The following is a 22,773-nucleotide window of genomic DNA, read 5'->3' as shown; positions in this document are numbered from 1 at the left end:
GGTTTTTTTATGATTAAGAAAACATATCATTTTCTAAAATGGAGTGAGGTCTTCTGATTCAGGTACTTCCTCATATCCAGACGCGACTCCATTCTCGTCTAAAATAGGCCTAACTCGACGTTTTTCCGTGTATAGGCACTGCGAGAAATTTGATGACTCTTCTATAAATTTAGCCTCCTCAATACGATATAAAGAATCTTGTTTTCCACGAAAACTTTCTGAAAGGCAAAATTTTTCGAGAGCATCTAAAACACTAAGCATTAAATAAAAATGGTTCTGAAAACGACCAGTCACATAACAACAATTATAGTCAAAAATAGATCGCCCACTCTTTAACTCGATGATGGATATACCACTCAAAATCCATCCGGTATAAAGACTTTGAGCAAGGTAGAAAAATTTCATATTTTCACAGCCCGTGAATCGATTCCAGCACTTTGAACAATTACTTAAAGTAAAATATATATAGTGGAAGTGGTTCTGAAAGTCATAAAATTCCTTCTCATCATTCATTAACACTAACTCTTTGTTAAGAGCCATTTCATCGGCATAATAAGTAAAGCGAATAAAGTCATTCTCACGAAATATTACTTCATATAATGATTGTTTTTCTGTGAATCTAACACCTAAAACCTTCTCTTGTTCTTCCAAATATGAAAAGAAAAGTTCCCTATGCTTTATATTATTTTCAAAAGCATTTTTTGCTTCTGTAACAGCTATTTGCTTATCCGTTCTTTCAATCTGTGCAGCAGTTTGAGCAGATCTATGGCTCGAAGCAATCAAAGCAACAGCGGGGAAAATAATAGCTGTGATGGCAATTGGAACTTTAAGGCGATTAACTGCGTCGTTAATACAACCTGATGTCCAACATGCAGTCATGGACTCAACAGAAAAAAGTCATTCCATGCAATAAAAAGAGCGGAACCAACCCCACACACTATAGGTATTAAAATAGCGGCCCAAAAAGAAGGTAACTGATAAAGTGTTTTATTGTGTGACATTAAGCATCCTTGTTTCGTTTATAAATCTCAATGACATTACCCTCTTTTTGCTCACCTGAAGGAAATCAAAAGGGGAAGGTACAAGCCAACTAAGCAATCACTTCGATTCCTTTTCGTTCAACAAGAGACAACATTTTCAGCGCCGCACCTCTGGGTTTGCTTTCGCCCTGTTCCCATTTTTTGACTAGCTTGTCACTGACATTGAGGTATTGAGCGAATACAGGTTGAGAAAGGTTGTTAGCCAATCGTAATTGGCGAACTTGTTCAGGTGAAAATTCATGAATAGAGGTTAGGCACAGCGCATCAAACTTTCGCATAGTGGTTTTATCTATTGCACCAGCTCTGTTCAACCCCTTAGCCGTTTTATGAACGGATTTTAAAATATCACTCATAACTATCTCCTTCCTCATCTACTTTAATAAGTTCACCAGTCACTATTAGATGATTAAGCGTTTCCAGATCAAAATCTATGAAAGTACGGGCCAACTCTCTCAACACAAGTTTTTCTTGGTGTGAAATATTTGATCGCTTGTTCTTGGCGAAGGCGTATAAGAAAAAGTACTTCTCACCAATAACGGCACCTATCAATGTACGAAAGCCACCGCTCTTACCTTTGTTGCCTATTGCGACTCTTTTTTTGTAAAGATGGCCTCCCAAATCAGCATCAACTAACCCTTGTTGAATTTCCCTGCAAGCTTTGACAAGATCTGCATCGGTCAGGCTTTCTTTTTTAGTCTGAGAACAAAACTCTTTTGTTTTATAAATCAAAGTATACCCTCCTTGGGTAGTATTTCAACAATACTCACAACGTCCTGTGTTTTACTTTTTTATCTATATCCCCATTACACCACTTTCGCTAAGCTTTTCGCTAAGTAAGGTACGTCTTTTTCTCCTAGCCCTGCGATGTTCATTCGGCCTCCGTCAACGAGGTAAATACCGAACTCTTCTTTCAAACGTGAGATTTGTTCTGCATTGGTTCCAAGAACAGAAAACATACCTTTATGTTGTTCAATAAAATCAAAGGCTTGGTTGCCTGTTTGTTGTCTAATCGCATCGGCTAACGAAGATCGAACACCTTGAATACGTTGTCTCATTGAAGTCACTTCCGCTAACCATGCATTTTTTAGTGCTTCGTCTTCCAAGATGATACGAACAATGGCGGCGCCGTGATCTGGCGGCATGGTGTAAGTACTACGCGCGCACTCCATAATGCGACTTTTAATACTCTCACTTTTGGCTAATGTATTCGCGACAACAACAGCAAGCCCTGTACGCTCGCGGTACAAGCCAAAGTTTTTCGAGCATGAACTCGCCACAAGATAAGCTGGAACGCGCTCTGCCAGATAACGGAAGCCCGCAGCGTCTTCTTCCATTCCATCGCCAAAGCCTTGATACGCCATGTCGATAAAAGGCAAGAAGCCTTGTTGATTTGCCAAATCCGTAATGGCTTGCCATGCGGCATAGCTCAAATCTGCACCTGTTGGGTTGTGGCAACAACCATGTAACAACACTACGTCGTTTTTACCGAGTGTCGCTAAGGTGTCTAGCATGGCAGGCTCGTTTACCAATTTGGTTTCAGGGTCAAAGTAAGGGAAATAGGCGACTTCCAATCCTGCTGTTTTCATAATTGGGGCGTGGTTTGCGTAACTTAAATCACTCATCCAAACCTTGGCTGATGGGTTCGCCATAGCGATGACATCGGCCAACATACGAAGTGCGCCACTTGCTCCAGGCGTTTGTACTGCAACAGCACGAGAGCGGCTAGAGTTGTCTCCCATGAGTAAGGTCATCATGGCTCGGTTGAAGCGTTCGCAGCCCGCTAAACCAACGTAAGCCTTCGTTTCCTGCATATCGAGTAAGCGCTGTTCAGCGGTTTTGACTGTCTCTAAAACAGGCGTTACGCCCTGCTCGTTTCGATAGACGCCCACGCCCAAATCCAATTTATTTGCGCGAGTATCTAACTGACATGCGATGGACAGAGACAAAATTGGGTCTTTTACTGCGGGAGTAAGACGCTCAAACATGATGTATTTTCCTTAAAATTCAATGATAAAATGACTTAATGTGATTTACGGGGCAACTTCACGATACCACTTGCTAGTACCACGCCAATGCAAACAAAACATAACCCTAAAGCCGCCGCCAATCCGATGGATTCTTGCAATAATGGGATCGCCATTATTGAGGCTAACACAGGCGTTAATGCGCCCATTGCAGCGGTTCGTTCTGCCCCTAATAAATTGATGGAGTAACCATAACTAAAGCCAGCGAAAAGGCCAACCAGAATCGCTTGCACGACAAACTGCCAAATCAATTCGTCCGTGCTTACTAAGCTAATTCCCGATGTCACGCTTCCAGTTACGAACATCACACATAAAGCCACCAGCGAAACAACACTCAATAAACCTGTTGCGGCCAAAGGAGGCAAACCGGCAACACGCAAACTTATAGTGTAAACCGCCCAAAAAAAGCTGGCGCCTAAAAAGAGTAAATCGCCTTTCCAAACATCCCCTTTGAGCGACCACATAGAGATGATTAACAAGGCCAATACACCAAACATAATCGCCAATAAACCAACAAAACGAGGGCGACTTAATGGTTCTTTAAAAACAAAAAACGCAATCGCCGTCACAAAAAGAGGAAAGGTTCCAGGTAGCAGCAAGCCCGCATGAGATACTGGCGCATAATGCATACCTTGTGAGCTTAAAAAGAAAAAGGGAATCCCTGCTCCCAAGACAATACCGAACAAAGCCCAAGCAGGAACCGCCAATAACTGCCGACGGGATTGATATAAGAAAGGCAGCAACACCAAAGCTGGTAAACCGTATCGCATTAAGGCGAGGTCAAAACTGGTTAACGCAGACTGCACGCCCATTTTGACGCTCACCAACCAGCTAGCCCAAATACATACCGTTATGAAGGCCGCTAACAAGCCAAGCTGGAATGTTTTACCTGTGGCGATATTCCGATAATGCGCTTCCGGTGTGTTTTTTGAATGAATGATATCCATCATGATTGCCCTAATAAGATACATATTAACAATGAGTCAGTATCTTCATTATATGGACTGAGCGATGAGCATGTCCTTGCCATTACTACTTCTAAAAACACCACTTTTGGCATAACCTACTAATAACTCGATTTAAATTTTACAGGTATGCTAATTTTGAAAATAGACTCTACCGATAACCAAATCCTGACCCATCTACAAAATGATGGCCGTTTGAGCAATGTTGAGCTTGCGGAACACATTCATTTATCTGCGTCTCCTTGTTTGCGACGCGTGAAGCAATTGGAAAATGCAGGCGTTATTAAGCATTACAGAGCTGCATTGGAGCGAAAGAAAGTCGGTTTATCCATGACTGTTTTTATCGAAGTAGGCTTAAATAATCACACCAGCGAAGCCAGTGAAGATTTTGAAAAAAGCGTAATGAATTTACCCAATGTCATCAGCGCTTATTTGGTGTCTGGCCATGCAGATTATCGACTGGAAGTAGTGGCAAAAGATCTCACGGATTACGAAGGCATTCTTAAAACTATTCAGAATTTACCTCATGTAAAAGATATTCACAGCAACTTCGCCATTCGAGCAATAAAGTCCGACGCGCCTTTACCTATCTAATTTCCGATGCTGAAAAGTGGCTTGAGTAAATCATAGGCAAAAAAAAGCGCTTACCTTATTGGTAAGCGCTTTGATGTATTACGAAGAGTCAATCAACCTAAACTTTGAAACTGCCCACTTGCTGGTCCAGTACTTTGTACAATTTACTGATGCCTTCAGACTGTTGCAAAATGGCATCCGATACGGATTGCACAGAATCTGTTTGGTCTTTCAAAGACACCATGTTCACGTTAATTTCATTAGCTACCTGAGATTGCTCTTGAGTCGCCTGCGCTGTTTGCGCCGCCATGTTTTGAACTTTAGAGAAAGACTCTTTTAGCTTGTCAAAAACCTGAGTCACTTCTTCGAAGTTTGCTACTGTAGAGTCTGCATTATCGCGGCTGTTTTGAATCGCATTAGAAGAGCTACTGACGTTTACTTTCAGTTGCTCAATCATGCTTTCGATCTCATTGGTGCTGTCCTGAGTTCGTGTCGCTAATGTACGAACTTCGTCTGCTACGACAGCAAAGCCACGGCCATACTCGCCTGCTCGTGCCGCTTCAATGGCAGCATTCAAAGCCAATAGGTTCGTTTGCTCTGCAATGTTTCGAATCACTTCCAGCACAGAAGCAATACTTTCTGAGCTTTTTTGCAGCTCGCCAGAACGCCCTTGTGCTTGGCCAATATCCGTTACCAATTCCTTGATAGCTTGTTGAGATTTCGTTACCGCCAACATACCGTTTCGGATCAAGTCACTGGAGTTCTGCGCTTCTTCTGCAGTATCTTTTGCTACCTCAGCCATTTCTTTGTTAGACATATCCATTTCATGACCCGCGCTCACAATAGACGCAGAAGCATTTGAAAGTGCAGAGGTAATCCCAGTCGTTTTGTTGGAAGCTTCATGCAACTGTGCTGTCATGGAACCAAGCTTATTCGACTGCTGATGAATATTGCCAATAATGCCTCGTAAACGATCTAAGAAACCGTTGAATTCTTTGGCCAAATCACCAAGCTCATCTTTCGTATCAAACTTAATGCGTTGAGTTAAATCGCCATCACCTTCTGAGATTTCACGGATACGGCTACCAAGATAATTCACCTGATCAGACAAAGTCTTCGGCGTTTTATAACTAAACCAAACGGCAACTAATAACCCAATAGCAACAATAATAAAGGCAAAGTTTTGGAAGCTATCAACTTGCGCTTCTATTTCTACTTTTTCAGCTTGCGCATGAGTCGTTACGGCCTCGCCTGCTCTATCCAAAATATCTCGAAGCGCATGAAAATCGGCATTTGTTTTTTCTGCTAAGGCATTGGAAGGAGCTTTAACCACAGCATTTGAAGAGGCTAACCAAGTATCAAATGCTTTATCAAAACCTTTTGTTGCAGCAACAACACTAGGTACTTCTGAAACATAACCACGGAAAAGGCCAACTCTATCTTTCACCTGCTGAGCATTCTCTAAGCGATCTTTTTCTTCATCTTCCGCCTTGCCTAGCTTCTGTGCAAGATGAATCTCAGCCACCTTTGCTTGATAAAGGTCACGGTCAGCATTCAGGATGGCTGCCACTGCTTTTTCGTATTTATCAACCTGGGTATCTAATTCATACCTTAGTTGCCCACTGATGTAGAACATTGAAAACAATGCAACAGCAAAGGTAATACTCATAATAAGGACAGGTAAGGAACTCTTTACCCGAATAGAATTGAAACGCATGACCCAATCTCCAACAGAAGCCGCCACATGCAGCATTGATATTGATAATAAAGTCGGCAGTCAGTGAAGATCAATTGGGATTAACAATTACCTACATTTATTTTGAGATAAGTCACTTAGAAACTAAGTGATACAAATTAAACACTTGCATCTAAAGCTACTCTCTTAATTTTTACTATTCTGCTTAATAAGACACATTTTATACTTGTATGTATCTCCTCGCTAAAGAGGAGGACATCTTAAAAGTGGAGAGACATCATGAGTTTTACAATTTACCTTTCAGGTGAAATACACAGTGAGTGGCGCGAAGAAATTAAACAAGGGATTAAAGAGCTTGCTCTAGATATAGAAATACTTTCACCAGTAACTAACCATGAAGCAAGTGATGCAGCGGCAGATCACTTGGGGGAAGAGCCTTCAAGTTTTTGGAGAGATCACAAATCCTCAAAAGTAAACGCAATCCGTACTCAGACTGCTATTAAAAAAGCCGATTTGGTTGTAATTCGATTTGGCGAGAAATATAAGCAATGGAATGCAGCATTCGATGCTGGCTATTGCGCTGCACTAGGTACACCTTATATCACCATGCACAATGAAAGCCTAATCCACCCACTTAAAGAGGTAGACGCCGCGGCGCTGGCTTGGACTCAGACACCAAGAGAAGTGGTTGAGATTCTTAAATATACGCTACAAGCGTAACGAATAGATTGTTCCATTCGGATATTCAAAAGCCAACTCACTCAGGTAAGTTGGCTTTTGCGTTTTTATCTTGCAATTCAGATGACGCTTTACGATGTCGTTCAATAAAATCCATCAACAAAGTTAATGTTTGACTGATTTCACCATTCAAAGCACGATGAAAGCGCTCAACCTCAACAAGCTTCTCATCGTTCGCTGCGCATTCCATTCTCTTTAACGTCGATGCTAATGCTTTAGCACCCATTGTTTCTGCAGCGCCTGCAAGCTTGTGCGCTTGTTCTGACACCTCAAACAAATCCGCAATTATCATGGCGTCATGAATCTTCGATTCCGTTGCAACTGCATTGTGCTTTAGCTCATTGGCGATTTTTTCGACTTTTGTAATACCCAACACCTTAAGATGCAAAGCGATCAAAGATTCATCTAAAACCGTATTATCTTCGTCAGTATGATTTGTTTGCCTGCTAGCTTTATCAGCAGGCGGAGCTGTCGGTTGTAAAACCTGCTGTATCGCATCGCGTAACTCACCTTGGATCAAAGGCTTAGGGACAACTGAGCTCATCCCCGCACGCTTATATTGCTCTACCTCTTTTGGCTGAACACTCGCGGTCAGGGCAATAATTGGTGTGTCTGTATTAACGGAATGGCTTTCTCGAATATGCTGGCAAACTTCAACGCCGCTCATTTCTGGAAGATGCACGTCCATCAAAATAAGGTCAAACTTTTGATCTTGCGTAATCTCCAGCGCTTCCTTTCCATCAACCACACAGAACACCTCGAACCCTTCAAGGGATAAAAAAGCTTCGGCGACTTGGCGATTAATACTCACATCTTCTACCAACAAAACATGAAGCGGTCGACTCTTTTTAGAAACACCGGCCGCATGACCTTTTAATGGTGTATTGGGTTCGATGGCTCCCATTGCTCGAATAGCAGTCGATGAGGTGTTAGTCATCGATATTCCTGCCCGATCTGCTGATATGCCTTCTTGTGTATCCAGTGTAAGCTCAAACCAAAAACGACTACCTTTGCCCTCTTCGCTTTTTACGCCCATTTTCCCACCCAGTGAATCGACCATTTTTTTACAAATAGCCAATCCCAATCCCGTTCCACCAAAACGTCGAGTAATACTTTCATCTGCTTGAGTAAAGCGTTCAAAAATACGAGTCTGCAAAACGTCAGGGATGCCGATACCGGTGTCTTCAACTTGAAAGCAAACACGCTGTTTTCCTTCGTACAGCCACACAGGAGAGACTGAAATTTCAACACTTCCTTCTTGGGTAAACTTCAGCGCATTCGCTAACAAGTTGGACAATATTTGCCTTAATGCCCCCACACTGCCATAACACATATTATGCATCGCAGGATCAATGTTGACGCTTAAGGATAAGTTCTTTTCCGTTGCCAAAGGCGTGAAGAGTAAAGCAACAGATTTGGAAAGTTCATCTATTCGAAAGGCCATACTTTCAGGAATATGCACGCCTTCAACCAGCTTCGCGTAATCGAGAACGTTATTAAGTGTTTCTAGTAAAATCGTGCTCGATTGATATATGCCCTCGATGTATTCACGATTTTTTCCATCAAGCTCTGAATTTAATAGAAGCTGAGCCATACCAATCACACCATTCAATGGCGTCCGTATTTCATGACTCATAGTTGCCAAGAACTGAGACTTTGCTTTGTCTGCCGTTTCAGCTACTTCTTTTGCGGATTGAAGGCTTTCAGTTCGACGCTTTACAATTTCCTGCAACTGATCTCGGCTGTATAAAAGCTTCTCTTGATCTTGTTCGCGTCGAATGATGTCTTGAAGGATGGCACTGCGCATTTCGTTAATGGCATCAACTACTTGATCTAATTCATCGGGCCGAGCACTGCGTGGTTTATGTTTTAACTCAAGTGGACCATTTTCTTCTCCTCGACCGATTTGGCGCGTATAAAGCGCCATCGCTTCAAGATAACGAGTCACTTTTAATTGCACTATGATCATCAGAGCAATGCTGATCAGAAAGATAAACAAGGTATTGGAAAATACAGTAATCAAACCGGTTCCCCATAAGCGTCCATACACCGCATCATAGTCAATATTGACAAACAAAGTACCGAGCAATTGATCGCCTTTCAACGGTGTGTGATGAATCAACTCAAACCTCGATGAATCATCGACAAAGTCCGAATTTTGAGGCACGGAACCCAAGATAATATTCTCGCTCCAAATATTCGACTCCAACCTCAAAAAGCGAATATCAGGAAAATTCAAAACGCCTTCCAACTGAATACGAACTTGCTCGCGGTCCAAATCCCATAAGCTTTTGGCCAAACTGTCCACATAACCACTACGAATCAACTCAAATCGACTTTCAATTTGAGCTACTTCTTTTCGATAGTCGTAATAAAGCTGAATTGTTGTAGAAATAAGAGTGAAAGAGAGGCTGAAAATCAAAATCCACAGCAGGATTCGACTGCCTAATGGATGATTATTTTTGTAGTTGAAAAAGAACTTAGGGTTATTCCAATGCAGCATGGTTTATTGGATCTCAATATTGGCTAAGAGGATTATAGGTTTTTGGCAGAATAGATTTGAATATAACGATCGGTTAAACGTTTCACGTCACCGCTTTTATGCATTTTCTGTAGCTCAGCATCGATTAAGTCAAGATACTGATTGAGGTCAGATTTCCGCGATACAGCGAGATAATACTGATTGGTTATCGCCAGATTAGGCAAGGCTACAATACGATCACTCAAACCAAATTGTTGGATAAGCAAATTCCCTGCATGCAAACCATAGGGAATAAAGTCAATGTGGCCACGTCCAAGCTTGCCGAAGTTCTGAGACGCTTTCGACACTCTTTCTATCACTAAATTATCAGCTAAAAAGTTGTCAAAAGAGTTGCCGACACTGTCACCCAACATCAAGCCTGTGGTTTTCCCTAATAAATCACTCCAGCTCTCAAAAGGAAAAGCGTGGTCTCGATTAACGAAAATGGCCATAGGATCGTCGATAACCGCTTCATGACTAAAATCAAAAAGGTTTTCTCGCTCTTGAGTTCGATACGCAACCGCCAAATCCACTCGCCCCAACTCTAATTCACGTAAGCAACGCTTCCAATTACCGACGGCTTTAGCATCAACTTTATAATCCAAATGCTGAAATATCTGCTTCACAATCGCGGGAGCAAGGCCAACAATTTTGCCTTCCTCAGCCCATGAAACTGGCGGGTAATCTGGATGTCCGCACAATACAATCTCTTTAGTTTCTGTAGGACGTAATTCTGCATCTCCTGTCTTTGCAAAAACAGTGTTATCAGAATCTGAAACGTTTTCCTCAAGAGTGATTTGAGTACTCTCTGCCAACGCAAATGGTAAGGTACTAAGCACACAAAAAATCGTATTGAGAAAGCGACGACGAATGTTCATCCGTCGTCTCTCGTGGCTTTAGAGTTAAACAAATAACCCGTACCATGCACAGTGATTAGAATATTAGGATCAGTAGAATCATCTCGGAGTTTCTTGCGAAGGCGACCAATCAATACATCAATGGTTCTGTCACTTGGTAGCCATTCGCGGTTTCGGATTTTGTCCATCAAATCATCACGTGTCATGGCCATATCCGCATGGCTAATCAAAGTCGCCAGTAATTGGCATTCTCCGTCCGTGAGTTGAACTTTCTCACCATCAAGATGAAGCAAACGACGCAAGTTCACATTCAAACTCCAGTCACCAAAGTGCTTCACGGTTTCTTCTTTCTGGGAGGATTGAGCCAATGTACGCAACTGTCGAACTCGACGAATGAGGTTTTTGGCTCTGGCAAGAATTTCTCTAGGGTTGAATGGCTTAGTAACATAATCATCAGCACCACACTCTAAACCAACAATTCGATCTATGTCGTCTTGTCTCATGGTTACAAGAATTATGCCGATGTCTGAACTCACTCTCAACTCACGAGTGAGCGTTAATCCGTCTTTTCCAGGCATGCGAATATCGAGTAAAACCAGATCTATGGTTTCTTTTTGCAGAATATCTTCTGCTTGTTCTGCTGTTTGAGCTTCTCGAACCAGATAACCTTCACTTTCAAAATACCCGACAAGAATCTGCCGAGAAGTCGGCTCATCATCTACGACAAGTATTATCGCATTACTCGACATTCTAACCCTCTACTTTATTTTAGAATCTATCCACCCTAAAAGGTTGGATATTAACCTCTGGTTCATTTTGGCTAATAAGATCCGCAATAATTTTCCCACTCACACCGGACAATGTCATACCAATATGACCGTGACCAAATGAATAAAAGACGTCTTTGTCTTTTGCTGATGGCCCAATCACTGGCATGGAATCCGGTATCGATGGTCGAAAGCCAGTCCATTCGGCATCGTGCTCTCCTAATTGCGGAAGCAACGTCTTAACCGTATCTGATATCAATTTAATTCTTTTAGGATTAGGTGGGTTCTTTAACCCTCCAAGTTCCACTGTGCCGGCTGCACGCAATGCTGTATCCATTGGTGTCATGTAAAAGCCAACATCGGCCCAACCAACAGGTCGGTTGAGTAAATCTTGTGCGCCGTTATACATAACATGATAACCCTGCTCTGTGTCTAGCGGCACCCTATCACCAACTTGCGAAGCAAATTGACGTGACCAAGCCCCCGCAGCTACAACAACCTTGTTTCCTTTCACATCACCACTTTGTGTCGCGATATTTATTTCAGTCGGACTAATACGTTGAATACTTAACGCTTTGCTCTTCACTATCTTGCCACCACGAGCAACAACAGCCGCACCCATGTTCTTCAATAATTGAAGTGGACTTCTAACATGGTAACCGTTCGTGAACATAATACCTTTATGGTAGATCGGGTTAAGGTTGGGTTCTAAGTCTGCGATGTCTCCGTGACTCAATTCCTCAACTGGAATACCATTGTTACGCCTTAATTCAATATCCGTACGTGCATTTCGAAAGCTTTCTTCGCTACTGTACAAATACATGGTGCCATTTATATCTAATAATTCCTGCGCGTTCGACTCCTTAAACAAAGGCTCAAACGCAGTATTTACATGGGACAATAAAATACCAAGCTCACGCGCAATGTTCTCGACTTTATTTGGCGTACTCGCCATAAGGAAGCGTATTAACCAAGGAGCTAATTGTGGTAAATAAGGCCAACGTACAGACAAAGGGCTTTGTGGATTTAATAACAAGTTCGGAATTTGCTTCAAAATCGCAGGCGTCGCCACTGGAATATTGGCGTAAGTCGCAATCGTACAAGCATTCCCGTAATACGCCCCTTCTACAAATGGATCAGGATCCACAATGGTTACTTTATGTCCTTGAATTTGCAGCCAAAGTGCCGTTGCAACTCCCACAAAACCAGCCCCAATAATAACAACGTCATGAGACTCACCTTGCATGTTTGGTGTGTTATTGTTCATTAATCTAACTCCAACAGTCTAATAAATTTTTCTGCACACTTTCAGATCACTCCAGTCCTAAAATTAAGCGTGGTAACGCCATCGAAAGATCCGGTAAGAAAGTGGTTAAAAGAACAACAGGTAGATACGCAAACAACACAAACACTAAGGTAGGCTTCAAGATTCCACCAAGCTTAACGCCCCCGACCATCGCAGCAAAATACAATATTGGCGCTGTCGGAGGAGTGATAAGCCCCATCCCCAAATTCACAGCAACAATTGCGCCAAAATGGATAGGATCCACTCCCAGTTTTAACATGATCGGCAACAACATCGGAGACACCAGCAAAATACCACTTACGTCGTCCATGAACATGCCAATCACGACCAAAAATAGGTTGATCATCAACAGAAGTAAGATCTTATTTTCCGTCACAGCAAGAAATGATCCCATCATATCTTGCGGCACATTTTCCATCGTAAACAAGCGCGCCAACATAGAAGCAAAGAAGATAAGCACCATCAGCACACCACTGGTTTGCGCTGACTTCCAAACGATGTCGTAGAAAGATTTCCAGTTCAGGTCACGGTAGATCAGGAAACCGACAGGAATGGCGTAAACCACCGCAATCGCAGCCGCTTCCGTTGGTGTTGTAACACCGCCGTAGATACAGCCCAAAATAATCAAAGGCATCGCCAAGCCAAACGCTGCACGCTTTGCTTTCACACTGGCGATTTTTGCTGCATCGACAAAGCCCACAGGCTCAGGTGCTTTGATTGGCATATTGCGCGTAAGCACTCTATTCCAAAACATAAACAACATGATCAGTAAGAAGCCCGGCAAAATAGGCGCTAAGAAAAGCGCTGTAATTGACGTATTCGTTACCCAACCAAAAATAATCATACTTGCACTTGGTGGAATCAGCAGCGCCAATACTGAGGAACATGCAACCAAGCTAACGGCATAGTTTCGATCGTAACCTCTCTCAACAAGGCGAGGAATCATAATGCCACCAATGGCTGCTACGGCAGAACTCGCCATACCAGAGATCGCGCCGAAAACCGCCGTCGCGATAATAACAACAACTCCCATACCGCCACGGAATCGCCCAGCAACACTTTCGGCAAAATCCACCAAGCGACCGGCAATTCCACCGTGACTCATTAGGCCACCGGCCAAGATATATAAAGGAATAGCAAGTAAGACGATGGAAGACAGCTTAGAATAACCTGCCGACACCAAAAACATAGGTGTGCCAAATTCACCCAACACAATTAACAACAAAGCGGCAGCCGCAAAACAAATTGGAACAGGGACGCCAATAACGAGCAGAGTCACCAACAGCAAACCATCTAAAATCACGTCATAACTCATAAGGTTTCTCTCTTACTGCTGACTTTTTTATACTGAAAAATTTGAAACAAACGTTCGAGGAAATCGATAAAAAAATACATGGTCATGAGCAACAGACCAAGGAAGATCGCACTGTGAACCCACCCCATATGAAGGCCAAGATCCACAGACACAGTCCCTCGTCTGAATGTCCACGAGAGGTAGTACCAACTCCAGCTAATCATCCAAGCACTGACCGAGACACTGATTAAACTTGCCAACATGCTAATCAGCATTTGCCCTAGCCCTTCTGGTAGAAAAACATCTACGAGGCTCGCGGAAATATGCTCTTTCTGATGAGCGCCATAAGCAGCACCAATAAAGTAAGACCAAACAGCAAGGTAAATCGCCACTTCCTCAATGCCATACAAAGGAACATCAAAGAAGTAACGCATGATGACTTGTATAAACACCAACAGAGTGACGCCCATACTGGTCACAAATAGAGTCCAGCGTTGCAGTTGAAGCTTAAAACGCCACAACGCGCACCCTACAGAAAGAATTGATTTAAAGAGAGACGACAACATAAACGGCTTCCAAGAAGAAACAAACTGACAGATACCAATAAGAAAAAAGAAAAGCGACCTGATTTACAGTCGCTTAGAACGCTGCATGACTAGAGTCTGTCTAGCCATACAGGTATTCGCTTCTTGTTACTAATCTAAAGAAAGCTCTTTCTTCAGTTTAGCCATTGCTTCAGGCCCAATCTCATCTGCGATTTCTGGCCATACTTCTTTACGTGTAATATCAGCGAACTCGGCTAACTCATCTTTCGTGAATGTCACTACTTCAACACCTGCATCACGCAAGTCTTGCAAGCTTTGCTCTTCTGCTGCTTGCACAGCATCAAAACGCTCTAAGCTCACTTCTTGAGCCACTTCTAAAATGGCATCTTGGTCTTTCTCGTCAATACTTTCAAAACGTTGCATGTTCATTACCAACCAAAGTGGCTCGTAGTGATCGTTGTATTGAACCCACATTTTCGTGATGTCTTTAAAGCCTTCAACGTGCTGAGTCGCTGTACCACCAATCATGCCGTCAACAACACCTGTTGATTGAGCAACATACAATTCAGACCAAGGCACTGGAGAAGTGTTAAAACCAAAACGTTCCATCAAAGCTCGGTGAGTTGTGCCACCTGGCCAAATACGGATTTTGGTGTTTTGACGTGCGTTTGGGTCACGAGGGTGAGGCAATTTTTTAACAAAACCAGCTCCGCCCATTCCAGCACCGTAAACACTCAATAATTTCAGATCTTGTTTTGCGATCGCATCGCCAACGATGTCGTAAACATAACCGCCTTTCGAGTAGGCTGTACGAGCACTGTCATAATCCTCAACCGCATACGGGAACCAAGCAAGCGCCAATGTTTTATCGAATTTAGTAGAAAGAGACTGAAGACCTATATCAACAGCACCTTGCATCAATTGTTCGTGAACTTCTGTCCAGTCACCCAATTGGCTTGCAGGATAGACATTAATTTTTACGCGCCCTTCCGTTGCGTCTTCTACACGTTCAGCAAAATCCAGTGCAAACAAATGTCCATCAGAATTAGGTTGAACCTGCGTTGACAAACGCAAAGTCGTTGCAGCAGAAACCGTCATAGCTCCACCCAACATAGAAAGTGAAAGTCCTAGTACCGCTCCTTTCAATAGCAGCCTACGCTTAAAATTAATTAATTTCATGTGATTCTCCGGTTTTCATCAATGTGTTGTGTATCTAAAAATCTACAGTAGATAAAAACGGTAAAATTGTATTTTTAATATTTAAAATTACTATTTTTGAATTAATATAAAAAACACAAAAAATCAAAAGAAAGGAATAAATAATAAATTGAGAAAACATATCTATTAACACCAAAAAAACACTAAAAGCGACACTGAAAATATATTTAAAATATAAAAAAGTCAGATATTTTCATCTGCCTTTTTAAATATGACTGAGTAAATTTAAGAGCAACTACATTGTGCTATGAGCGTGTTGATGTTGATGTTGATGTTGATGTTGATGTTGATGTTGATGTTGATGTTGATGGAAGCCTGTCAAGCTCACTCCTTCTCGTCGAACAATCTTTGGCGACACTGAAAAAGACGACTTAAAGACTTTGTTGAAATGCGCACTGTCGTAGTAGCCACACTCAAGAGCAATGTCTGTGATTTTCTGCTGAGTGTTCACTAGCAACCAATAAGCACGCTCTAAACGCAACTTACGCCAAACAAAAGACGGCGTCATACCCATATTAGACATAAATAAACCATCCAGCTGTGACGGGCTGGTCTCTAACTGCTCAGCCAACTCTTTCATTGACATGGGAACACTTAAATTATTTTCCATAAATTCAATCACTTGATTGATGTCTATATTGTATTTAGCTTCGCACTCAGCACTGCTTATGCCAGCATTCTTCCGTGTCTCCATCCGTTGTCTAGTCTGCTCTGGCAAATCATCAAAGTACTGGCGCATCAAAGTTGAAGCAAGATTTGATACGTCATCACCAGGACATGTAACTAACTGGCTGTCGACCACGAAAGGTTCGTAAGAAACGGTTTCGATTTCAGGATAAATCGAACGAAACTTCAGTTCACACAAAGCATCCACAGCACATTTTCTGCCATCCAATAAGTTATGGCTGGCCAAAACGTGACGACCAGACGCAATGCCAACCAAAGGGATTTTAGCTTGATGAGCTTCGGTGATGAATCGAGCCGCTTTCTCGCCCAAATCTTCAACGGAAGGCGTTGTTCCGCCAATGATCACAATACAGTCGTAATCGTCTGGGCGTTCAAAATCATTTCTAGGAAGTAAATCGATATGACAAGAGGAACGAATAGGTTTATTTTTTTCGCCTAAAACACTCCAACTAAAATCGTTCGTCTTTTTTCCTATTCCATCATTATTTATTTGATTCAATACATTTATAAAATCTGAAAAATATTTAAAAATAAAGTTTTCACATAATATAAATGCGACGGACACTTTTAAATCTTTCTGATGATTTTTTTTACACCCTGATGGGAATAATTCATCACAATTCATAAAACGACCCTTTTATCTGAAATATTTTAAATACGAAAGTAGAAATCTGAAATAAATATAAATATTTATGAGGAAAGTAAAAAATAACAAACCATTCGAATATTTTTAATAAACTAGCAAGTTAATGTGAACTCGATATAAAAAATACGTAAAAAATTGTGATCTAGATGTAAACAGAATTTCACATGTAAAAAGAGGGTATTTGATCAGAAAAGAAAGATGGTGAAGCTTGAACTTTGAGAAGTGCTTAGCGAAATTCATGAAAAATTGACCGGCAAGCAGTCAATTTAAAGAAGTATATAATGAAATGTGCACCAAAGATAGGCAGCACCTATTTTTCTGTTTAAAACAGAGAGCTCAACTACAATATTGACGATGATGAAGTTTCTCGAGCTTTTTCTCAATAGAATCATAGCAAGATGACATAAAAATGAATGCCTGCTCATTAGCCCTTCAAAAAAGACTCGACATGACAGTAAAGGGAAAAACACATAAACGGCGTATCGCACAAGAAGGTTGCATTCCACGCACAATATTGGCCACAGAGAGGAAACCGTACAATAGATAAGATTATAGGTTAGATTTAGAGAGAAGAAGAACTCTGATTCCGCGCCAGTCTTCTCTATAGAGAGTCACTTAGATGAACCTCTTATGTCAAGATTGTGTCAACTCAGAGTCTAGCCTAGCCTTAGTTTCATGCATTTTCTGCTCGCAGGCTTTCATCAAATGAACCACATCTGTCTCGTGCAAGCCGGTTGTGTCAATTGGATCGAGCATTTCTACGATGACTTTCCCATTATTCAAACGATTCAAATGCACTTGCTCATGCGTATTACTACAGACGATAGGTACAATCGGTACGCCAGCTTGAACAGCGGCATGAAAGGCGCCTCTCTTAAAAGGCAACCAACCTCTTCCTCGACTTCGCGTTCCTTCAGGAAACATCCAAATCGATAAGGTATCTTTTTTCATTTTTGTCACCACTTGGTCTATCGTGGCGATGGCTTTTTTGCGGTTGTCTCGATTAATCAGTATGTTGCCGCTCACCCAATATAAAGCGCCGAAAAAAGGGATCCAAAGTAAGCTACTTTTCCCCACTGTCACCACGCCTTTTGGTAGCACCTTCGCTAAAGTGAATAGATCAAAATTATTCTGATGATTAGCAACATACACAGCTTGTGGACTATGACTTGCAGAAGGCGCCACACGCCCTTCCACCGACAAACCGAATAACGGTGCCACCTTAGAGAATACTCGTCCAATATGGTACACGCGGTTATTCGAGCCTAATGTGAACAAACAAAAAACGATGCCACAAAGGGTAACCACAACAATGAGTAAGAACAGCAACAAGATTCGTAAAACAAACAACATAGTAAAGTAGACCTAAAAACTGCGGAGTATAAACTCAGTTAAGCTTTATGGAAGCTCTCACGCCATTCGAAAAACTCTTCAGCAACCAAAGGCTTAGAGAAAAAATAGCCCTGTATTTTATCACATTCATGCTGTTTCAAAAGCTCAACACCAGCAAGGTTTTCAGCACCTTCGGCCGTAACAGTGAATCCCAGTGCGTGAGACAAGTTAATCGACGCTTTGGCAATAAACTCATCACATTTGTTGCTTTCTATATACTGGATAAATGCTCGGTCTATTTTGACTTCATTCACCGGTAATTCACGCAGATAAGCCAAAGAAGACTGTCCTGTACCGAAGTCATCAATGGCTAAATGAATCCCCATATCTTGCAACGCTTGCAAGACACTAATCACTTTCTCTCGATCTTTCATTACCGCACTTTCTGTCACTTCGAGCGCTAACGCACGTTTCGGTAAATTGTTATCAATGAGTGCCTGTTCAATCATCTGAGGCAAAGACTCATTCACCAAATCATGGGCAGACAAGTTTACCGCCACACGGATTTCATGGCCTTGCTCCCACCATTGGCTAAGTTGGTACAAGACTCGGTTGATCATCCAGCGGGTTAACTCTTGAATACTGCCTGCATGTTCTAACAAGGCAATAAACTCATCCGGTGGAAGAAAGCCTAATTCTGGGTGAATCCAACGAATCAAAGCCTCGGCTTCCTGACAATCATTTTTCTCTACACCCACTTTGGGTTGGTACACCACAAATAATTGATTACTTGCCAGAGCAACAGGAAGATCTCGAATAATGGTTAACTGACGTTGATGGTTTTCATCTTGCCCTTGCTCGTAGAAAACACACACTCCGCTTTCTTCCCGAGCTTTGTCTGAAACAATATCCAAACGTCTCATCGCGCTATTTACATTGTCTGTAGCGTGTTCAAAATGAAGAATGGCAAGACTGACATCAAGGCGCATACAAGACCTTGCACCAAAGCACACTTCTGTTTCGAACTCTCTAACAAAAAGCCCGTTCAGCTCAAGGCAATCTTGCTCAGAAACATTTTGTTGCAGTATTAATAAGAACTTATCGCCGCCCAATCTGGCCAACATTTCTATGTCCTTATCCCACTCTTTCAAGCGCTCTGCGACTTTAGACAAAAGCAGGTTACCCACATCAATACCAAGCATGTTATTAATGCTCTTGAAGTGACGAATATTCACTAACAGCAAGCTGCCTTGTTTCTTGGGCAAAATATCCGCTAAGTGACGTTCAACAGCATTTTGGTTATACAAGCCGGTTAGCGCGTCATGAGAGGCGCGGAAAGACAATTCTTCTTCTCGATTCTTGATTGAGCTTTGCATGGTTTCCATCGTATTCGACAGAACACTAAACTCTCCGCTTAAACTTGGAGCTTGAACCTTCTCTTTACCCAAACCAATCTGTTGAGCGTATTCAACTAATCGATTGATTGGTAAGGTCATATTTCGAGCAAAAGCTGCCCCTAACAACAAAGCCAACGCCAACGCAGCTGAGAAGATTAAAAGTAATTGATTACGCGTGCTGTTATAGCTTGCTAACCAAGGGCCATAAGGCAAATGGATAATTCCCCATTGGTTCGGTAGCCCTAAATCGATTCCCAAAGACAGGTATTCATCGTTATTAGAGAAAACAGGTGTTTCGATCGCCGCCTCAAGACCAGCAATGTTTTTGATATCGGTTAAGAAGTTGGCTTTTTTATCGTCTGAAAGCGTCGAACCACCAGAGAAAGTGTGCGTATTGACTGTCTCATAGACAAAACTGATGTCTAAGCCTGCAACATTTTTGATTTGCTCTGCTAAAGCTTGATCCAAAAGAAATGCCATACCAACCCAAGCCACCACATTTGGCGCTCTAACTGGTACCAGCACAAACTGATAACCACGATCACCAAAAGCAATCATAGTACTGATAGAAGAACCGCCCGTTTTACGAGCCGCTAACACCAGCTCAGAAATTTTATCATTCTGCTCAAGAGTCTGAGTGGCCGTAATGATGTCGCCACTAGGAGAAACCAACAAAGAAATATCGGCATTAATTCGTGCGCCGTGATTCTGTAAAACAGATTGGATTGTGCCTGTTTCTCTGGTGGCAACGGCTTGCTTAAAAGCAAAGTCCGACGCCAAAATCTCGACACCTTGGGTTAACTGCTCAGCACGAGACTCTAAAAAGAGATCGAAGATATTTTTCGATACATCAATGGCATGCACACCTTGAGCGTAATTGTCTTTTTTTAATGATGACAAAACAGCCAGTGCGGTTCCTAGTTGAACCAACGCCAATAACACCAAAAGAAACACGATCAATCGCGCTTGAAAGCTTTTTAGCACCTTAAAACCTCTTTAATGGTTAACCCTAAAAGACCTTAACAAATAGACAGTTGGGCTTAAACAAAAACAATACGTGACTTTTAAGAATAGTCGATCTTATAACATTTTATGCAAGATTCACGTTAAAGTGCTTGCCTAATTGAAAACATTAACATAAGTTAAATTTTTAAACTTTTGTTAATGCCATTATGAAAGATCAAACTTATCGTGTGTATGAAGCCATCAAACTCGATCCATTAGCCTCTCAACAGGCTCTGGCAGACCGACTTGATATGAGCCGAGAATCAGTTGCAGGACACATTATGCAACTGACTCGACAAGGATATATATTAGGCAAAGGCTATTTATTGTCTGAGCAGAACACCTACATAGTGATTGGTGGTGCGAACGTGGACATTGGCGGACACAGCACATCTTTGCTCATACAAGGTGATTCAAACCCTGGCAGTATTTCACAAAGCCCCGGTGGCGTTGGCCGTAATATCGCCGAAAACCTTGCCAGACTTGGGGAAAATGTTCATTTAATTTCGCCCATTGGTTTGGATCAACGAGGTGATTGGCTAATAGAAAAAACACGTCTAAGTGGTGTGAATACACATAATGTTCTTCGTCACGACACCTTACCAACAGGCACATATCTTTCTATTAGTAATGAAAACGGTGAGTTACAAGCCGCCATTGCTGATATGCGCATTATCGATACATTAGACGAAGCAAAACTGGACTCAAAACAAGCTCTATTGAAAAGCGCTTATCGAATTATTGTCGACGCCAACTTGCCTGAAAACCTCATTAATTGGCTATCCAAACAGCCTTTATCAGCCGAGTTTGTCGCCGATGCCGTTTCTACCGCAAAAGCGCCTAGGCTAGGCTCTCTTCTCTCGCGACTCGCTTTATTAAAAGTGAACCAAGACGAAGCCAGAGCCATTCTTAATGTAGATGAAACAAGCCCTGAAAAGCTCGCACAAGCATTATTAGAAAAAGGCGTTCGAGAAGTTCTCTTAAGCTTAGGCAGCCAAGGCGTTCTTTACGCCAGCGCCAAACAACAGATCAAACAAGCTTGCCATCCAAGCCAACCAAGCAGCGACACAGGAGCAGGCGATGCTTTGCTTGCTGGATATTTAAGTGCATGCCAGCAAAATAAAGGCGTAGAAGAAGCACTTTCTTTCGCATTGGCTTGCGCTGCGCTCACATTAGAAAGCCCCCACGCGAACAACCCAAACCTTACCGTTCAAAATGTAACCCAATGGATAGAAAACCTATGAATCAGTACCTAGATATCAACCCAGATGTTGCGGCAGCCATTGCTGCTGGAAAACCAGTTGTCGCTTTAGAAAGCACTATTATTTCCCATGGTATGCCTTGGCCACAAAATGCAGACACAGCAAAAAAAGTAGAGCAAATTATTCGTGATAACGGAGCGGTTCCAGCAACCATCGCGATTATTGATGGTCGTCTTAAAGCGGGCTTGAGTAATGACGAAATTGACACTTTAGCGAAAGCGGGCTTGTCTGTTACTAAATGCTCTCGTCGTGATTTGCCTTTTGTTGTGGCGCAAAAACAACATGGTGCAACCACAGTTGCGGCAACCATGATTATTGCCGCAATGGCTGGTATTAAAGTGTTTGCAACAGGCGGAATTGGTGGCGTTCACCGTGGTGCGCAGCAAACCTTTGATATTTCTGCTGACTTGCAGGAGCTGGCAAAAACGGATGTCGCTGTTGTTTGTGCCGGTGCAAAATCCATTCTAGATCTTGCCTTAACTCGTGAATATTTAGAAACGCAAGGCGTACCTGTTTTAGGTTACAAGACAGATACTCTGCCTGCTTTTTATACTCGTGAGAGTGATCAAACCGTGGATTACAACTTGTCTTCTGCCAACGAAATTGCAGACTTTATTAAGGCGAAATGGGAAATGGAATTACACGGCGGTGCTATTATCGCCAATCCAATTCCTGAAGAGTTCGCTATGGACAAAGCAGCGATTGATTCAGCGATCAATCAGGCTTTAGCTGAAATGGAAGAGCAAGGTGTGGCGGGTAAAGAATCCACTCCTTTCTTGCTAGCACGCGTTGCCGAATTAACAGGTGGAGACAGCTTAGCCAGTAATATTCAGTTGGTATTTAACAATGCTCGACTAGCAGCCGCGATTGCAGCCGCTCTTTAGTCTTTCATAAAGCATT

At 42.2% G+C, this 22,773-nt stretch carries 20 protein-coding genes; 4 read left to right on the top strand and 16 right to left on the bottom strand.

Going from position 1 to position 22,773, the window contains the following annotated elements; all coding sequences use genetic code 11:
- Positions 1-33: 33 nt before the first annotated feature.
- From ACMUMQ_RS09255 to ACMUMQ_RS09235, 5 genes are all read right to left on the bottom strand, one after another.
- Entirely contained in the window at positions 34-879 is an 846-nt protein-coding gene (locus ACMUMQ_RS09255; protein ID WP_414681704.1) for a hypothetical protein, read from the bottom strand.
- A gap of 211 nt (positions 880-1,090) precedes the next feature.
- Positions 1,091-1,393: a type II toxin-antitoxin system RelB family anti-toxin transcriptional regulator gene (gene relB / locus ACMUMQ_RS09250; RefSeq protein ID WP_414681703.1), complete on the bottom strand. Its 303-nt coding sequence runs from the start codon at positions 1,391-1,393 to the stop codon at positions 1,091-1,093.
- Positions 1,386-1,769, bottom strand: a complete 384-nt coding sequence (locus ACMUMQ_RS09245; RefSeq protein ID WP_414681702.1) for a type II toxin-antitoxin system RelE/ParE family toxin — start codon at positions 1,767-1,769, stop codon at positions 1,386-1,388. The genes relB and ACMUMQ_RS09245 overlap by 8 nt, the downstream gene beginning before the upstream one ends.
- Positions 1,770-1,843: 74 nt before the next feature.
- Positions 1,844-3,025, bottom strand: a complete 1,182-nt coding sequence (locus tag ACMUMQ_RS09240; RefSeq protein ID WP_414681701.1) for an amino acid aminotransferase — start codon at positions 3,023-3,025, stop codon at positions 1,844-1,846.
- A gap of 35 nt (positions 3,026-3,060) precedes the next feature.
- Complete coding sequence (locus ACMUMQ_RS09235; protein WP_414681700.1) at positions 3,061-4,014, bottom strand: DMT family transporter; 954 nt, start codon at positions 4,012-4,014, stop codon at positions 3,061-3,063.
- Between the two features lie 144 nt (positions 4,015-4,158).
- On the opposite strand from ACMUMQ_RS09235, the gene ACMUMQ_RS09230 reads away from it, so the two are divergent.
- Entirely contained in the window at positions 4,159-4,623 is a 465-nt protein-coding gene (locus ACMUMQ_RS09230) for an Lrp/AsnC family transcriptional regulator (RefSeq protein WP_414681699.1), read from the top strand.
- Between the two features lie 97 nt (positions 4,624-4,720).
- Here the strand turns inward: ACMUMQ_RS09230 and ACMUMQ_RS09225 are convergent, their stop codons facing one another.
- Positions 4,721-6,319, bottom strand: coding sequence for a methyl-accepting chemotaxis protein (locus ACMUMQ_RS09225; RefSeq protein WP_414681698.1), 1,599 nt, complete (start codon positions 6,317-6,319; stop codon positions 4,721-4,723).
- 258 nt (positions 6,320-6,577) lie between these two features.
- Between ACMUMQ_RS09225 and ACMUMQ_RS09220 the strand changes: the two genes are divergently transcribed.
- Complete coding sequence (locus ACMUMQ_RS09220; RefSeq protein ID WP_414681697.1) at positions 6,578-7,018, top strand: YtoQ family protein; 441 nt, start codon at positions 6,578-6,580, stop codon at positions 7,016-7,018.
- 37 nt (positions 7,019-7,055) lie between these two features.
- On the opposite strand, the gene ACMUMQ_RS09215 is transcribed toward ACMUMQ_RS09220, so the two are convergent.
- From ACMUMQ_RS09215 to ACMUMQ_RS09170, 10 genes are all read right to left on the bottom strand, one after another.
- Positions 7,056-9,539 (bottom strand): ATP-binding protein, encoded by a 2,484-nt coding sequence (locus tag ACMUMQ_RS09215; RefSeq protein WP_414681696.1) that lies wholly within the window; start codon positions 9,537-9,539, stop codon positions 7,056-7,058.
- Positions 9,540-9,571: 32 nt separating this feature from the next.
- Positions 9,572-10,435 carry a substrate-binding periplasmic protein gene (locus ACMUMQ_RS09210; RefSeq protein ID WP_414681695.1) on the bottom strand — a complete coding sequence of 288 codons (864 nt, stop codon included), beginning with the start codon at positions 10,433-10,435 and terminating at the stop codon, positions 9,572-9,574.
- Positions 10,432-11,163: a response regulator gene (locus ACMUMQ_RS09205; protein WP_414681694.1), complete on the bottom strand. Its 732-nt coding sequence runs from the start codon at positions 11,161-11,163 to the stop codon at positions 10,432-10,434. The genes ACMUMQ_RS09210 and ACMUMQ_RS09205 overlap by 4 nt, the downstream gene beginning before the upstream one ends.
- Positions 11,164-11,182: 19 nt before the next feature.
- Positions 11,183-12,448: an NAD(P)/FAD-dependent oxidoreductase gene (locus ACMUMQ_RS09200; protein WP_414681693.1), complete on the bottom strand. Its 1,266-nt coding sequence runs from the start codon at positions 12,446-12,448 to the stop codon at positions 11,183-11,185.
- A 46-nt stretch (positions 12,449-12,494) separates the two neighbouring features.
- Positions 12,495-13,802 (bottom strand): TRAP transporter large permease, encoded by a 1,308-nt coding sequence (locus ACMUMQ_RS09195; protein ID WP_414681692.1) that lies wholly within the window; start codon positions 13,800-13,802, stop codon positions 12,495-12,497.
- Complete coding sequence (locus ACMUMQ_RS09190) at positions 13,799-14,347, bottom strand: TRAP transporter small permease (protein WP_414681691.1); 549 nt, start codon at positions 14,345-14,347, stop codon at positions 13,799-13,801. Before ACMUMQ_RS09190 ends, ACMUMQ_RS09195 begins: the two co-directional genes overlap by 4 nt.
- A gap of 129 nt (positions 14,348-14,476) precedes the next feature.
- Positions 14,477-15,505 (bottom strand): TRAP transporter substrate-binding protein DctP, encoded by a 1,029-nt coding sequence (gene dctP, locus ACMUMQ_RS09185; RefSeq protein ID WP_414681690.1) that lies wholly within the window; start codon positions 15,503-15,505, stop codon positions 14,477-14,479.
- Positions 15,506-15,779: 274 nt separating this feature from the next.
- Positions 15,780-16,730, bottom strand: coding sequence for a GlxA family transcriptional regulator (locus ACMUMQ_RS09180; protein ID WP_414681689.1), 951 nt, complete (start codon positions 16,728-16,730; stop codon positions 15,780-15,782).
- Between the two features lie 780 nt (positions 16,731-17,510).
- Positions 17,511-18,230: a 1-acylglycerol-3-phosphate O-acyltransferase gene (locus ACMUMQ_RS09175; protein ID WP_414681688.1), complete on the bottom strand. Its 720-nt coding sequence runs from the start codon at positions 18,228-18,230 to the stop codon at positions 17,511-17,513.
- A gap of 38 nt (positions 18,231-18,268) precedes the next feature.
- Complete coding sequence (locus ACMUMQ_RS09170; protein WP_414681687.1) at positions 18,269-20,590, bottom strand: putative bifunctional diguanylate cyclase/phosphodiesterase; 2,322 nt, start codon at positions 20,588-20,590, stop codon at positions 18,269-18,271.
- Positions 20,591-20,778: 188 nt separating this feature from the next.
- Between ACMUMQ_RS09170 and ACMUMQ_RS09165 the strand changes: the two genes are divergently transcribed.
- A complete protein-coding gene (locus ACMUMQ_RS09165) occupies positions 20,779-21,855 on the top strand; it encodes a carbohydrate kinase (protein ID WP_414681686.1) in 1,077 nt (358 codons plus the stop codon).
- Positions 21,852-22,757: a pseudouridine-5'-phosphate glycosidase gene (locus ACMUMQ_RS09160; protein WP_414681685.1), complete on the top strand. Its 906-nt coding sequence runs from the start codon at positions 21,852-21,854 to the stop codon at positions 22,755-22,757. The genes ACMUMQ_RS09165 and ACMUMQ_RS09160 overlap by 4 nt, the downstream gene beginning before the upstream one ends.
- Positions 22,758-22,773 lie beyond the last annotated feature (16 nt).

Source organism: Marinomonas algae (assembly GCF_047525555.1).
Classification (GTDB): Bacteria; Pseudomonadota; Gammaproteobacteria; order Pseudomonadales; family Marinomonadaceae; genus Marinomonas.
The sequence above is the reverse complement of the archived record's forward strand: the minus strand, read 5'-3'. Positions and strand labels throughout refer to the sequence as shown.

Excerpts from the sequence above, each read along its gene's own strand:
- dctP (WP_414681690.1), bottom strand. The coding sequence starts at position 15,505 with ATGAAATTAATTAATTTTAAGCGTAGGCTGCTATTGAAAGGAGCGGTA.
- ACMUMQ_RS09195 (WP_414681692.1), bottom strand. The coding sequence starts at position 13,802 with ATGAGTTATGACGTGATTTTAGATGGTTTGCTGTTGGTGACTCTGCTC.
- ACMUMQ_RS09235 (WP_414681700.1), bottom strand. The coding sequence starts at position 4,014 with ATGATGGATATCATTCATTCAAAAAACACACCGGAAGCGCATTATCGG.
- ACMUMQ_RS09225 (WP_414681698.1), bottom strand. The coding sequence starts at position 6,319 with ATGCGTTTCAATTCTATTCGGGTAAAGAGTTCCTTACCTGTCCTTATT.
- ACMUMQ_RS09230 (WP_414681699.1), top strand. The coding sequence starts at position 4,159 with ATGCTAATTTTGAAAATAGACTCTACCGATAACCAAATCCTGACCCAT.
- ACMUMQ_RS09215 (WP_414681696.1), bottom strand. The coding sequence starts at position 9,539 with ATGCTGCATTGGAATAACCCTAAGTTCTTTTTCAACTACAAAAATAAT.
- ACMUMQ_RS09160 (WP_414681685.1), top strand. The coding sequence starts at position 21,852 with ATGAATCAGTACCTAGATATCAACCCAGATGTTGCGGCAGCCATTGCT.
- ACMUMQ_RS09210 (WP_414681695.1), bottom strand. The coding sequence starts at position 10,435 with ATGAACATTCGTCGTCGCTTTCTCAATACGATTTTTTGTGTGCTTAGT.
- ACMUMQ_RS09255 (WP_414681704.1), bottom strand. The coding sequence starts at position 879 with ATGACTGCATGTTGGACATCAGGTTGTATTAACGACGCAGTTAATCGC.
- ACMUMQ_RS09240 (WP_414681701.1), bottom strand. The coding sequence starts at position 3,025 with ATGTTTGAGCGTCTTACTCCCGCAGTAAAAGACCCAATTTTGTCTCTG.
- relB (WP_414681703.1), bottom strand. The coding sequence starts at position 1,393 with ATGAGTGATATTTTAAAATCCGTTCATAAAACGGCTAAGGGGTTGAAC.
- ACMUMQ_RS09205 (WP_414681694.1), bottom strand. The coding sequence starts at position 11,163 with ATGTCGAGTAATGCGATAATACTTGTCGTAGATGATGAGCCGACTTCT.
- ACMUMQ_RS09190 (WP_414681691.1), bottom strand. The coding sequence starts at position 14,347 with ATGTTGTCGTCTCTCTTTAAATCAATTCTTTCTGTAGGGTGCGCGTTG.
- ACMUMQ_RS09200 (WP_414681693.1), bottom strand. The coding sequence starts at position 12,448 with ATGAACAATAACACACCAAACATGCAAGGTGAGTCTCATGACGTTGTT.
- ACMUMQ_RS09165 (WP_414681686.1), top strand. The coding sequence starts at position 20,779 with ATGAAAGATCAAACTTATCGTGTGTATGAAGCCATCAAACTCGATCCA.
- ACMUMQ_RS09220 (WP_414681697.1), top strand. The coding sequence starts at position 6,578 with ATGAGTTTTACAATTTACCTTTCAGGTGAAATACACAGTGAGTGGCGC.
- ACMUMQ_RS09175 (WP_414681688.1), bottom strand. The coding sequence starts at position 18,230 with ATGTTGTTTGTTTTACGAATCTTGTTGCTGTTCTTACTCATTGTTGTG.